The sequence below is a fragment of the Arthrobacter sp. UKPF54-2 genome, assembly GCF_007858535.1.
Classification (GTDB): Bacteria; Actinomycetota; Actinomycetes; order Actinomycetales; family Micrococcaceae; genus Arthrobacter.
The window spans coordinates 852,074-865,217 of record NZ_CP040174.1; the positions used below are offsets into that span (position 1 = coordinate 852,074).

The following is a 13,144-nucleotide window of genomic DNA, read 5'->3' on the forward strand; positions in this document are numbered from 1 at the left end:
GTGATTCCTTTGACTACGTGGGGGTGGAGATCTAGCTGAAGGCTGAGATGCCGGTGATTTCCCGGCCGATGAGCAGGGACTGGATGGAGTCGGTGCCCTCGTAGGTGGACACCACTTCCATGTCCGTCATGTGCCTGGCCACGTGGTTCTGAAGCAAGACGCCGTTGCCGCCGAGCATGTCCCGGGCTTCGGAGCAGATCCACCGGGCCTTCTGCGCCGTGTGCATCTTGGCGAGGGACGCCATTGGCCCGGTCATCCGCCCGTCCTCGGCCAGGACGGCCAGCCGGAAGCAGATCAGCTGCATGGCTGTCAGCTCGGCCAGCATGTTGGCGAGTTTGTTCTGCACCAGCTGGAAGCTGCCAATTGCTTTGCCAAACTGCTGGCGGGTCTTCGCGTAGTCCACGGCAGTCTCATACGCGGCCATGGCGTGGCCCAGGGACTCCCAGGATGCCCCGCTGCGGGTGGCGGTCAGGACGCGGGTGACGTCCTTGAAGGAGTGGCAGCCGGTGAGCCGGTTGTCCGCCGGGACGCGGAGGTTGTTCAGGGTGATGTCCGGCTGGAGGATGGCGCGCTTGCCGATCTTTCCGGTGATGACCTCAGGGTGGTAGCCGGCTGGGTAGCTGCCGTCGTCGTTGCGCTCCATAACAAAGGCCTTGACCTTGCCGTCGTCCTCGTCGCGGGCGAAGATAATGACGACGTCGGCCATGCTGGCATTGCCGATCCACCGCTTGCGGCCGTTGAGGATGTAGCTGTCGCCATCCCGTCTGGCGCTGGTTTCCAGTGCCACCGAGTCGGAGCCGTGATCCGGCTCGGTCAGGGCGAAGGCACCGATTTTGTCCAGTGTGGCCATCGACGGAAGCCAGCGTCCCTTTTGCTCATCGCTGCCCAGCATGTTGATAGTGCCCATGGCCAGGCCCGACTGGACACCGAGGAAGGTGTTGACCGAGCCGTCGCCGCGGGAGACCTCGGCCGCGACGATCCCGGCAGCGAGCCGGCTCAGCCCCGGGCACCCATAGCCCTTGATGGTGGTGCCCACAATGCCAAGGGCTGCGAGCTTGGGGATCAGTTCAAACGGGAACTCCGCCCGTTCCCAATAGCCGTTGATGACCGGAAGCAGGTCCTTGTCCACGAAGCTTCGGACCTTCAGCCGCAGGGCGCGGTCCTCCGCGGTCAGGAAATCGTCCATCAGGTAGAAGTCAGTGCCGTATTCGGCGGGATCGGTAGTCATTGGGTTCAACTCCAGGGGTGGGATGGGAATTCTGGGGGCCGGGTGCTTAGGTGCGGCAAGGGCTGAGCTGGAACTGAGCGAGCCAATGCCGTTCCGCGTCCGCCAGTGGCCTGGCCGCGCCGGTCTCTGGCGAAACCGCGACCAGGACGGTCCGGCCGTCCACGGCAACTTCGCCGCTCTGGGTGGCTGCGCACTCGAGCGTGTAGGAACTGGTGCCGATCCTGCTGACCGTCAGCTCGACCGTCAGGTCCCGGCCGTGGAACACGGGACGGCGGTAGTTCAGCTCCAGGGCGGCCACCACGGTCGGCGTCGCCGCGGCGGTCCGGGTGCCCGGCGTCGTCGCGCGCCACTGGATCCGGGCCTCCTCGAGCAGCGTCACGACGGCGGCGTGGTTCACGTGGCCATTGAGATCCTGGTCCGACCAGCGCGGGGAGATCCGTGCCCGGTATGGCTCAGGCATGCGCCAGGATTTTCTGCTGGAGCAGCCAGTCGCGGACCAGCTCGGAACTTTCGTTGAGCTCTGGAGGCGCGAGCGGGTACTCGACGGGGGTGCGGGAGTACTCCACGGGGTGCCGGACGGTGGGGATCCTCCGCGTCCCGCTGCCGGCGAGGACCACCGGCTGCAGTCCCAGGCGTTCGGCGAAATCGACACCGCCGCGCACGTCCTGGATCGGGGCGCAAGGCAGGCCGGCGTCGGAGAGCTGCGAGAACCACTGCGCGGCGGATTGCGTTGCCAGGACGGTGTGAAGGATCTCCCGGAGTTCATCCCGGTGCGCATTGCGCTGCAGTGTGGTGGCGAACTTCGGGTCCGTGGCGACGTCGGGGATGGCCAAGGCAGCGCAGAGCCGCACGAACTGGGCATCGTTGCCCGTCGCGATGATGATCATGCCGTCCCCGGTCTGCATCGGTGCATAGGGGTACATACTGGGATGTTCGTTGCCCATCCGGGTCGGCACCACACCGCCGGTCACGTAGGCCGCGGACTGGTTGACCATGCCGGACAGAGCCGAGGTCAGCAGGTTCAGCTCCACCAGCTGGCCCTCACCGGTCCGGTCTTTGTGGTGCAGGGCCCCCAGAATGCCGATGGCCGCGTGCAGGCCGGTGATGACGTCAAACAGGGCGATGCCGGCCCGGTACGGCTGCGTGCCCTGGTCACCGGTCAGGCTCATCATCCCGGAGGCTGCCTGCACAAGCAGGTCATACCCCGGGATGTGCGCGCCGGCGCCGGTGCCGAACCCGGTGATGGATGCGTAGATGATGTCCGGCTTCAGCTCGGCGGCGGCGGTGTAGTCCAGCCCAAGGCGTTCCATGTTGCCCGGCTTGAAATTTTCGATCATGACGTCCGCGGAACGGATCAGCGCACGCGCCACCTCCAGGTCCTCCGGGTCTTTGAGGTCAAGTGCGATTGAGTGTTTGTTGCGGTTCACTGCCAGAAAGAACGTGGCCTTCCCGTCGCGGACCGGGGGCATGTAGCTGCGGGTGTCGTCACCCTCGGGCCCCTCAACTTTGATCACCGTGGCGCCCATATCGGCCAGCAGCATGGTGGCGTAGGGGCCGGCAAGTACCCGGCTGAAATCTGCGATCACGACGCCGGCCAGCGGACCCGACCCTGCGCGGCCGAGCGGTCCGGGGGCCGGGCTGGCAGCGTCCGGGAGCGGACCGCGGCCCGCCCCGGCGGCCGATTCAGCGTTCGGTTGATTCATGTGGTTCCTCCGATATGTGGTCTGCATCACCTACCTTGGCAAGCCGATTGATCCGCGTCCAATACGCATTTGTGCCGAATTGATACCCCAGCCGCATCACTGCCTGGGCCGGTTTGTTCGGTATCTTGGGCAGATGAACAACGACGTTTACCCGGGCCGGGCGTGAATCGGGATGGAAATCCAACAGATCAGGGCCTTCCTCGCGGTCGCCGATGAGCTGCATTTCGGCCGGGCGGCACAGAAGCTCCACATGGCGCAGCCGCCCCTGAGCCGGGCCATTCAACGCCTGGAGCACGAGCTCAAGGCGCCGCTCTTTGTCCGGAATACCCGGACGGTCCGGCTGACTCCCGAAGGCGAGGCACTGGTTGCCCCGGCGCGGGACATCCTGGCGGCCTGCCGCCGGTCGGCCCTCGCGGTGGCCTCCGTGGGCAAGGGCGAGACCGGGAGGGTGCGGGTGGCCTTCGCCGGGGTTTCCTCCCACGTTATGGTCGGAAAGCTCGCCAAACGGGTACGGGAAACCCACCCGGGGATCGAGTTCCAGCTGTCCAGTTCGCACTTTGCCTTGCCAGCCATGGACCGGGTCATGAGGGGCGCCATGGAAGTGGGCCTTGGCCGGTGGAACTTCATTCCGGAGGCTCTGGAGTCCCGGACTGTCGCGAATGAGCGGCTCGTGGTGGCGCTGCACGAGGGCCATCGACTGAGCCGGCGGACCTCGCTAATGATGGCCGACCTCGCCGGCGAGCCTTTTGTCACCCTCCCCGAGCATCCCGGCGCCATCCTGCACGACTATCTCCGCCGACTGTCCAACAGCGCCGGCTATGCCCCGGACATCGTGCAGGTGGCGCCGGATTCCCAGACTCTAATGGCACTGGTTGCCGCAGACATCGGGGTCGCGTTGACGGTGTCGTCGGTGCCGGAGAACTTCAGCCACGCGGGAGTTGTTTTCTTGCCGCTGGATGATCCGGCCGACGTCATCCAGCTGCGCCTGGTTTGGCGCAAGGACAACATGAGCCCTGCGCTCCGCCAGGTCTTGCAGCTCTCCGAATCCGTCCTCCCGTCGCCGGGCCCGCCAGCGGATTGATGCGCCGCGGGTATCAGCGCGGGCACCATTCGGTATTGGAACCGTCGCAATCCGGCTGGCACAGTGGTCAGTACCTGCCGGCCGCTGCCGGAATCAATGGAGATTGCCGCCACCTACTTGCCTGGAGTTAAACCCGTGACCATAGCCGAAGCCACCCGCGTGAACGATGACGTTCTCAACCTGGACAGCCTGCTGACGGCGGAGGAGCTCGAGCTGCGCGCCGGGGTCCGCGCCTTCGTGACGGAGCGCATCCGGCCCAACATCAGCGACTGGTACGAGCAAGCGCATTTCCCGCTGGAGCTGGTGGCCGAACTCGGCGAACTCGGGGTGCTCGGGATGCACCTGGAAGGCTACGGCTGCCCCGGCCGCAGCGCCGTCGAATACGGTCTTGCCGCCATGGAACTGGAAGCCGGCGACTCCGGGCTCCGGACCTTCGTCAGCGTCCAGGGATCCCTGGCCATGAGCGCCATCCACAAGTGGGGGTCCGAGGAGCAGAAGAACGAGCACCTCCCGGCCATGGCACGGGGCGAAAAGATCGGCTGCTTCGGACTGACCGAGCCCACCGCCGGCTCCGACCCGTCCAGCATGGCTACTTTCGCGGAGCCCGACGGCAACGGCGGCTGGATCATCAACGGCGCAAAGCGTTGGATCGGCCTGGCTTCCGTGGCCCACATTGCGGTTATCTGGGCCAACACCAGCGAGGGTATCCGCGGGTTCATCGTGCCGACGGAGACTCCCGGTTTCACCGCGACGCCGATTGGGTCCAAGCTGTCCATGCGGGCCTCGATCCAGTGCGACATCGCCCTTGACGATGTCCGGCTTCCCGGCACGGCATTGCTGCCCGGCGCGCAGGGTCTCCGCGGCCCGTTCTCCTGCCTCAACGAGGCCCGCTACGGGATCATTTGGGGCGCCATGGGCGCAGCCCGGGACTCCTATGAGGCCGCCCTCGCGTACTCTAAAGAGCGACTGCAGTTCGGCAAACCGCTCGCTGGCTACCAGCTCACCCAGGAGAAACTGGTCAACATGCTGCTGGAGATCCAGAAGGGCACGCTCCTGGCACTGCACACCGGACGCCTGAAAGACGCGGGGACGCTGGAGCCCGTCCAGATCTCCGTCGGCAAGCTGAACAACGTCCGCGAAGCCATTGCCATCTGCCGGGAAGCCCGCACCATCCTTGGCGGCAACGGCATCACCTTGGAATACTCGCCGCTGCGTCACGCCAACAACCTCGAATCGGTGCGGACTTATGAGGGCACAGACGAGGTCCATACCCTCATCCTGGGCCAGCGCATCACGGGCGTGTCCGCGTTCCGCTAGGAGGAACGGGCCCTACGGTGAAACACACCCGGCGGCCGGAGCACACGGAACGGCGGCCCGGTAGGATGCCGGGCATGGACGAGAAGGAAATCCTGCACCGCTACCTGCGCCTGCGCCGCGCCGACCTGCTGGCCAAGCTGGACGGGCTGGGTGAATACGACGTCCGCCGGCCGCTGACGCCCACCGGAACCAACCTGCTGGGCCTGGTCAAACACGTGGCCAGCGTCGAGATCGGCTATTTCGGCGAAGTCTTCGGCCGGCCCCACGGCAGGCCGCTGCCCTGGCTGGACGACGGCGCCGAACCGGACGCCGACCTGTGGGCGTCCCCGGACGAGACCCGGGAACAGATTGTGGAACTGCACCACGCGTCCGCCGCCCACAGCGATGCCACCATCGACGCCCTGCCCCTGGACGCCGCCGGCCAGGTTCCGTGGTGGCCGCAGGAGCGCCGGGACGTCACCCTGCAGCAGATCCTCGTCCATATGTGCGTGGAAACGGCGCAGCACCTGGGCCATGCCGACATCCTGCGCGAACTCATCGACGGGACTGCCGGGAAGGGCCCCGGAGATCCGAACCTGACGCCGCGCAGCGCCGGGGACTGGGCCGCGCACCGGGCCCGCATCGAAGCAGCGGCGCGGGCGGCGGGCCCGGTTTCCTCCCGGACGCCGGGGCCATAGATACTGGGGCAATGAATATTCACAGCGCTCTCGCCCAAGAGAACGCACAACGGCCGCCGCTGCCGGAAGTTCCGGCCCAGATGCGGGCCGTGCTCAACGGCATTCCGGCCATGGTGGCCTACTGGGACTCCGGGTTGCGCAACCGGCTGGCCAATGACGCCTACCTTGAGTGGTTCGGTGTCACCTCCGAGGAACTGCACGGGATGCACATCCGGGACCTGCTCAGCGACGCGGTGCTGGCGGCCAACCAGACCTACATCGCCAAAGTGCTCGACGGCGAGCCGCAGTTCTTCAAGCGGACGCTCACGGACACCGCCGGGGCGACGCGTTTCGCCGAGGTCTCCTACATGCCGGACCTGCGCGAGGGCGGAGTCTCCGGGTTCTTCGTGATGGTCACGGATGTCACCGAGCGAGTGCTCGCCGAACGCCGCCAGCAGCGTGACACCGAACGCTACCGGGCCCTGGCGCGCAGCGTCCCCGGGGTTTTTGTCCTGCTCTTCGATGCGGACCTGCGCTACCTGATCGCCGAGGGCCAGGAGCTGGAGTCCTTCGGCTACCGCTCCGCCGAGCTGGAAGGCAAACGCATCCACGAGGTGCTCGACGGCACCCTGGCCAACGAGCTGGAGCCCCGCTACCGCGCCGCCCTGTCCGGGCAGGAAGTCTCCTGGAGCCGGCGGATCGGGCACCGGACCTACCGGCTGAAGGCCGGGCCCGTCTACTCCGACGACGACGCAACCGCCGGCATGGTGGTGGCCGTGGATGTCACCGACCGCCTCCAGCAGGAACAGACGTGGGCCGCGCTGCACGAGATCGCCACCGCCGTCGCCCGCAACGCCGCCCCGGCGGACATTGCGGAGCGGATCGCCTTCATCCTGCGGGACCTCTTCACCGTGGATTCGGCCGCCGTCGTCCGCTTCACCGGCCCGCTGTCTGCGGAAATCGTGGCGATGGCTCCGGCGCTGCCGCCCACGCTGAGCCGCACCCATGTGTTCTCGCTGACGGACACCTCGGCCACCGTCCGCGTGGCCGCCACCGGCAAGCCCGCCCTGGTGGTCTACGGCCCCGAAGGCGGCCCGGCCGCGGACCAAATGCGGGCCGGCGGCTTCCAGTCTGCCGCGGGTGCCCCCATCCGGGTCCACGGCAGCCTGTGGGGCGTGGTGAGCCTGACGTCAAAGTCCAGCACCGGCGTCACCGAGGCGATGCTGGACCGCCTGGCCCAGTTCGCCGAACTGGTGGAAATCGCGATCGGCAACGCCGAGGCACGCACCAGCCTGGAACTGCAGGCCAGCACCGACCAGCTCAGCGGGCTGCCCAACCGGCGCGCCCTCGAGCAGCACCTCGCCCACGAGAGCGAGCTGGCGGCCACCCGCGGCACCAGCCTCAGCGCCGTCGTCCTCGACATCGACCATTTCAAGAAGGTCAATGACACCTTCGGCCACCTGATGGGCGACGAGGTGCTGGCGGACGTCGCGGCCCGGCTCCGCGGCGTCGCCCGCCAGGACGAAATCGTGGCCCGCTTCGGCGGGGAGGAATTCGTCTGGCTGCTGCCCGGCACGGACGGCTCGGAGGCGCTGCTCGCGGCGGAACGGGCCCGCGCGGCCATCGAGGCGGAGCCATTCGGCGAGGTCGGCCGGATCACGGTCTCCGCCGGGGTCTGCGAACTGCGCGACGCCGGCAGCCACAGCCTGCTCGCCTGCGCGGACCGGGCGCTGTACGCGGCCAAGCACGCCGGCCGCAACCGCAGCGAGCGCTACGGCGCAGCCGGCTGACGATTTCTAGACGAAGGCGGACTTCCCGGTCACGGCCCGGGCCACAATCAGCGAGTTGATCTCGTAACTGCCCTCGTAGGTGTAGAGGATCTCGGCGTCGCCGAAGAGCTTGCCCATCTCGAAGTCGCTGCTGATCCCGTTTCCGCCCATCAGCGAGCGCCCCATCGCAACAGAGGCGCGGGCCAGCCGGGTGGTGGTGGACTTGGCCATGGCGGCCTGCACCATCTCCAGCCTGCCCTCCTGCTGGATCCGCGCCAGCTGGGCCATCAGCGCCAGGGAGACGCTGGCATTGCCCAGGATCTCGGCCAGCTGCTGCTGGACCAGCTGGAAGCGGGCGAGTTCCTTGCCGAACTGCTTGCGTTCGAGGGCATAGGCGCGGGCGACGTCGAACGCGGCCAGCTGGATGCCGGCGCCCTGCCAGCCCACCCAGGCGCGCGAGTCGCGCAGCAGTTCGTTGGCCCGGGAGAAGTCGGTGGCGCCGGGCAGCAGGTTGGATTCCGGGATGCGGACTTCGTCGAGCACGATGTCCGCGTTCTGCATGATCCGCAGCCCGATCTTGTTCGCGATCTTGGTGGCGGTGTAGCCGGGCCGGTCCGTCTCCACGATGAAGCCCTTGATCTGTTGGTCCGCGACGTCGCGGGCCCAGACCAGGGCGAAGTCGGCGATGGTTCCGGCCCCGATCCAGCGCTTGGCCCCGTTGATGACCCATTCGCCGTTCTCCAGCCGCGCCGTGGTGGACAGGCCTCCCGCGATGTCCGAGCCGTGGTCCGGTTCGGTCAAGGCGAACGCGCCGAGCTGGGTGAAGGCGGTGAGCCCCGGGAGCCAGCGGGCCTTTTGTTCCTCCGAGCCGAGCTCGTCGATCATGCCGACGATCAGTTCGTTGTGGATCCCCACGAGGGCGGAGAGCGAGACGTCGGCGCGGGCCACCTCCACGTACATCAGGCCCTTGAACAGCTTGGAGGTGCCGTCCGTCTGCAGCCCGCCCAGGCCGTGCTTGCCCAGCTCGGAGAGCAGGCCGAACGGGAACTCCTCGCGGTTCCAGTAGTCGATCGACGCGGCCCGGATCCGGGTCTGCAGGAACTCCCGGATCTCCTGGTAGCGCTCCCGCTCGTCCGCCGGGAGCAGGTCCACGATGTACATCAGGTCCGCGTCCGGGAACGGGGGCGCGGACTGGACTGTCATTGCCTCGACGGCAGTCTGTCCGCTGGCACTTCGTTGTGTCTGCACGGGCACGTCTTCCCTTCGTAATGTGCCGCGCTGCGGCGGCAACATCGGCTCTTCCAAACCCTTGGATGTCCTAGTATATTGCACAGTGATGTGGATCACTAGGCCAGCGGCGGCCGCCACGGGACCGCTCGGCTGCGACCGGCTGCGAAAGGTGCACCCATGACCGTCACCGAGGATTTCCGCGCCGCGAGGGACCGGCTTTTGGCCCTTCGCGGGGACTACACCGCCGCGCGGCAGGAATTCGAATGGCCGCGCTTCGAGGAGTTCAACTTCGCCCTGGACTGGTTCGACCAGATCGCGGCCGATCCCGCCAAGGCGGACCGGCCGGCGCTGGTGATCGTGGAGCAGGACGGCACGGCCACGCGGCGCAGCTTCGCTGACCTGTCCCGGCGCTCCGCTCAGGTGGCCAACTGGCTCCGGGCCCAGGGTGTGCGGCGCGGGGACCGGATGATCATCATGCTCGGCAACCAGGTGGAGCTCTGGGAATTGATGCTCGCCGGCATCAAACTTGGCATCGTGATGATCCCGACCACCACCCTGATGGGACCGGCGGACCTGCAGGACCGGGTGGAACGCGGCGGGGCCGGCTGGGCCGCCGTCGGGAGCGCCAACCTCGCCAAGTTCACCGGCGTCCCGGGCGACTACCGCCTGATCGAAATCGGCGACGACGGCGACGCCGACAACGCCGGAATCAAGACAGCGGCGCTGCAGTACGCGGACGCGGCCGGCGCCCCGGACGACTTCGTCCCGGACGCGCCGACCCTGGCTGATGAGACCCTGCTGCTCTACTTCACCTCCGGCACGACGTCCAAGGCCAAGCTGGTGGAGCACACGCACACCTCCTACCCGGTGGGGCACCTGTCCACCATGTACTGGATCGGGATGGAACCGGGCGACGTGCACCTGAACGTGGCCTCCCCCGGCTGGGCCAAACACGCCTGGTCCAACGTGTTCACACCCTGGATCGCCGAGGCCTGCGTCTTCATCTACAACTACGAGCGCTTCGACGCGAAGGCCCTGATGGAGCAGATGGACCGCGAATCCGTCACCAGCTTCTGCGCCCCGCCGACGGTCTGGCGGATGCTGATCCAGGCCGACCTGACCCTGCTCAAGAACCCGCCCACCAAGGTGGTGTCCGCCGGCGAGCCGCTCAACGCCGAGGTCATCGACCAGGTCCAGCGGGCCTGGGGCCAGACCATCCGCGACGGCTTCGGCCAGACCGAGTCCACCGTGCAGATCGCCAACACCCCCGGCCAGCCGATCAAGATCGGTGCCATGGGCAAACCGCTCCCCGGCTACGATGTGGTGCTCGTGGATCCGGCCACCGGGGAGGAGTCCGACGACGGCGAGCTGTGCCTGCGCCTGGACCCGCGCCCCGTGGGGCTGATGAAGGCCTACTACGGGGACCCGGAGAAGACGGCGGAGGCGTTCCGCGGCGGGTACTACCACACCGGGGACATGGCCAGCCGGGACGAACGCGGCATCATCACGTACGTGGGCCGCGGCGACGACGTCTTCAAGTCCTCCGACTACCGGCTGTCCCCGTTCGAGCTGGAGAGTGTGCTGATCGAGCACCCGGCGGTGGCCGAAGCCGCCGTCGTCCCCTCCCCCGACCCGCTCAAGCTGTCCGTGCCCAAGGCCTTTGTGGTCCTGGCCGCCGGCCACGAGCCGGGGCCCGAACTGGCCGAGGACATCCTGCGCTACTGCCGCGAGCACCTGGCCCCGTTCAAACGCATCCGCCGGCTGGAGTTCGCCGAACTGCCCAAGACCATCTCCGGCAAGATCCGGCGGGTGGAACTGCGGCACAACGAGGAACTGCGGCACGGGTCCGGCCGGGTGCCGGAGGGACTGGGCACCGAGTACTCCGAAGCCGACTTCCCCGGGCTCAAGGGCGGGTCCTAGGCATGGGCACCCCGCTTCCTCGTGATCCGATCGCCGACGCCCAGCGGAACTGGGAGCGGCACGGCTGGGCCGACGTCGCCGCCCCGATGGCCGCCATCACCGCCATCATGCGGACCCAACAGATCCTGCTGGCCCGGATCGAAACGGCACTGAAGCCGTTCGGGCTGACGTTTGCGCGCTACGAACTGCTGGCCTTGCTCAGCTTCGCCCGCAGCGGGGCGCTGCCGATGAACAAGGCGAGCGCACTGCTGCAGGTCCACCCCACCTCGGTGACCAACGCCGTCGACCGGCTGCAGGAGGCCGGGCTGGTGCTCCGGTCCCCGCATCCCACCGATGGCCGGACCACGCTGATCGAGCTCACCTCGGAGGGGCGCACGCTCGCCAAGCGGGCGACGGCGGTGCTCAATGCGGAGGTCTTCGGCCGGTCCGGTTTCGAGGACCCGGACGTGGAGCAGCTGATCCGGATCCTGGGCAACTTCCGGCGCAATGCCGGGGACTTCAGCGGCTAGGGAATACACTTCCCTTGCGGGCCGTCGGCAGGACGGGCCGGAGCCGAGGAGAGCGCAATGATTCCGGAAATCAACATCTGGGCCGTACTGCTGGCGACACTGTCCAGCATGGTGGTCGGATCCGTCTGGTACACGCCCAAGGTGTTCGGCAACTACTGGATGCGCGTCGCCCAGGTGACCCCCAGCGGTGACGCCAAGGACGCCGTCAAGCCCATCCTCGTGACGCTGCTGGTCAGCTTCATCAGCGCCTGGGTGCTGGCCGGCTCCGCCGCCATCTCGCAGCACTTCTACGGCGGCAACTTCCTCGCCAACACGCTGGTCACCGCCCTGATCCTGTGGGCCGGCTTCACCGCGGCCCGCTTCATCACGCACGACGCCTTCGAGGGCCGCCCCGTGGGCCTGACCGTGCTGAACTGCGCGCACGAACTTGTCACCCTGATGGTGATGGCCCTGATCATCGGTCTGTTCGGGATCAGCGCCGCGTAAGACGGTCCCGGAGGAGAGCTGCATGGAATTCGATGAATCGTTCTGGGACGAGCGCTACCGCCAGCACGGCCAGCACGGCTCCGTCTGGAGCGGTGAACCCAACGCCCAGCTGGTGGCCGAGGCCGCGGACCTCACGCCCGGTTCCGCGCTCGACGTCGGGGCCGGAGAGGGCGCCGACGCCGCCTGGCTGGCCCGGCGCGGCTGGCGCGTCACCGCGGTGGACATCTCTTCCGTCGCCCTGGCCCGGGCAGCCGCCGCGGTTCAGGACGAGCCGGAGACCGCCGCCCGGATCACCTGGCAGCACCAGGACCTCACCGTGTCACCGCCCCCAGCCGGGACTTTTGACCTGGTGTCCGCGCAGTTTTTGCACCTTCCGGCGCCGCTGCGCGACGGGGTGTACGGCCGGCTGGCCGCTTCGGTGGCGCCGGGCGGGACCCTGCTGATTGTCGGCCACCATCCCTCGGATCTGGACACCAGCGTGCGCCGGCCCTCCACCCCTGGCCTGCTGTTCACCGCCGAGGAGATCGCCGCGAGCCTGGACCCCGAGGAGTGGGAGATCATGACCTGCGCCTCGCGGCCGCGGTCCGCCAGTGATTCCGACGGCGCCCCGGTCACGGTCCAGGATGCCGTGCTCCGCGCCCGCCGCAGGGCCTAACGCGGCGGCGGCCGGGCGTCAGCGCGGGGCGGGGCCCAGCCGCTCCCGCAGCCCGGCCGCGAGCCCGGCGATGGTCAACAGATCGAACAGGCCGCCGCCGGCTTCCACGAGGCGGCGGTGTTTGACACCGGCGATCCGGAGCCGCAGGTGCACCCGCGTCCCGGGCTCAGTGCCCGGCGTCGGGCGCAGCACGATCGCCCAGCTGAGGGCGAGCGCGCCGCGCTGCGAGCGGTACACCAGGGCCGCCGGCGGGTCGACGGCCACGGTCTCGAACGTGGCCCCGGGGCCGCCCCAGTCGGGGATGACGTCCCCGGCGCGGAGGCCCTGCAGGGCCGGGTCGATGTTTCGGAGGGCGCGGCGGCCGGCCGGAAGCAGGGCCTCTGCCCAGCGCGGCAGATACCAGCCGGAGCGTCCCTTGCCCAGCTGGACGAACCATGGCCAGACGGCGCCGGGCGGGGCCGGCAGGTCGAACCCCCGGTCCATCACCACGTCCGCGGCGGGGACCAGCCTGTCGCCGGGCAGCAGGGCGTGGACTTCTTCCGGGGAAGCCCCGACGCCCAGAAAGCCGGTGTTCATGGCCGTCCCTCCTG

13 protein-coding genes are annotated in these 13,144 nt (G+C 68.2%); 8 read left to right on the forward strand and 5 right to left on the reverse strand.

Going from position 1 to position 13,144, the window contains the following annotated elements; translation table 11 throughout:
- Positions 1–31: 31 nt before the first annotated feature.
- Genes E7Y32_RS03765 through E7Y32_RS03775 form a run of 3 tightly spaced genes read right to left on the reverse strand, consistent with a single transcriptional unit; the run spans position 32 to position 2,931 of the window.
- Complete coding sequence (locus E7Y32_RS03765) at positions 32–1,228, reverse strand: acyl-CoA dehydrogenase family protein (RefSeq protein WP_146335944.1); 1,197 nt, start codon at positions 1,226–1,228, stop codon at positions 32–34.
- A gap of 46 nt (positions 1,229–1,274) precedes the next feature.
- Complete coding sequence (locus E7Y32_RS03770) at positions 1,275–1,688, reverse strand: thioesterase family protein (RefSeq protein ID WP_146335945.1); 414 nt, start codon at positions 1,686–1,688, stop codon at positions 1,275–1,277.
- Complete coding sequence (locus E7Y32_RS03775; RefSeq protein WP_146335946.1) at positions 1,681–2,931, reverse strand: CaiB/BaiF CoA-transferase family protein; 1,251 nt, start codon at positions 2,929–2,931, stop codon at positions 1,681–1,683. The genes E7Y32_RS03770 and E7Y32_RS03775 overlap by 8 nt, the downstream gene beginning before the upstream one ends.
- A gap of 172 nt (positions 2,932–3,103) precedes the next feature.
- Between E7Y32_RS03775 and E7Y32_RS03780 the strand changes: the two genes are divergently transcribed.
- The 4 genes from E7Y32_RS03780 (at position 3,104) to E7Y32_RS03795 (ending at position 7,775) form a co-directional block, all read left to right on the forward strand.
- Entirely contained in the window at positions 3,104–4,012 is a 909-nt protein-coding gene (locus E7Y32_RS03780; protein ID WP_146335947.1) for a LysR substrate-binding domain-containing protein, read from the forward strand.
- Between the two features lie 135 nt (positions 4,013–4,147).
- Entirely contained in the window at positions 4,148–5,329 is a 1,182-nt protein-coding gene (locus tag E7Y32_RS03785) for an acyl-CoA dehydrogenase family protein (protein WP_146335948.1), read from the forward strand.
- Positions 5,330–5,403: 74 nt separating this feature from the next.
- On the forward strand, positions 5,404–6,006 hold the full coding sequence (locus E7Y32_RS03790) for a DinB family protein (protein ID WP_146335949.1): 603 nt from the start codon (positions 5,404–5,406) through the stop codon (positions 6,004–6,006).
- Between the two features lie 11 nt (positions 6,007–6,017).
- The gene (locus E7Y32_RS03795) at positions 6,018–7,775 is read left to right on the forward strand and encodes a diguanylate cyclase (protein WP_146335950.1); all 1,758 of its coding nucleotides are present in this window, start codon (positions 6,018–6,020) and stop codon (positions 7,773–7,775) included.
- Positions 7,776–7,781: 6 nt separating this feature from the next.
- On the opposite strand, the gene E7Y32_RS03800 is transcribed toward E7Y32_RS03795, so the two are convergent.
- Entirely contained in the window at positions 7,782–8,957 is a 1,176-nt protein-coding gene (locus E7Y32_RS03800; RefSeq protein ID WP_146335951.1) for an acyl-CoA dehydrogenase family protein, read from the reverse strand.
- Between the two features lie 204 nt (positions 8,958–9,161).
- Between E7Y32_RS03800 and E7Y32_RS03805 the strand changes: the two genes are divergently transcribed.
- From E7Y32_RS03805 to E7Y32_RS03820, 4 genes are read left to right on the forward strand one after another with little or no spacing between them, the layout of a single operon-like run.
- The gene (locus tag E7Y32_RS03805; protein WP_146335952.1) at positions 9,162–10,904 is read left to right on the forward strand and encodes an AMP-binding protein; all 1,743 of its coding nucleotides are present in this window, start codon (positions 9,162–9,164) and stop codon (positions 10,902–10,904) included.
- Positions 10,905–10,906: 2 nt separating this feature from the next.
- A complete protein-coding gene (locus E7Y32_RS03810; protein ID WP_146335953.1) occupies positions 10,907–11,413 on the forward strand; it encodes a MarR family winged helix-turn-helix transcriptional regulator in 507 nt (168 codons plus the stop codon).
- Positions 11,414–11,470: 57 nt separating this feature from the next.
- Positions 11,471–11,899: a DUF1761 domain-containing protein gene (locus E7Y32_RS03815; RefSeq protein WP_146335954.1), complete on the forward strand. Its 429-nt coding sequence runs from the start codon at positions 11,471–11,473 to the stop codon at positions 11,897–11,899.
- Between the two features lie 22 nt (positions 11,900–11,921).
- Positions 11,922–12,554: a bifunctional 2-polyprenyl-6-hydroxyphenol methylase/3-demethylubiquinol 3-O-methyltransferase UbiG gene (locus E7Y32_RS03820; RefSeq protein ID WP_146335955.1), complete on the forward strand. Its 633-nt coding sequence runs from the start codon at positions 11,922–11,924 to the stop codon at positions 12,552–12,554.
- Positions 12,555–12,572: 18 nt separating this feature from the next.
- Here the strand turns inward: E7Y32_RS03820 and E7Y32_RS03825 are convergent, their stop codons facing one another.
- On the reverse strand, positions 12,573–13,130 hold the full coding sequence (locus E7Y32_RS03825) for a hypothetical protein (RefSeq protein ID WP_146335956.1): 558 nt from the start codon (positions 13,128–13,130) through the stop codon (positions 12,573–12,575).
- Positions 13,131–13,144 lie beyond the last annotated feature (14 nt).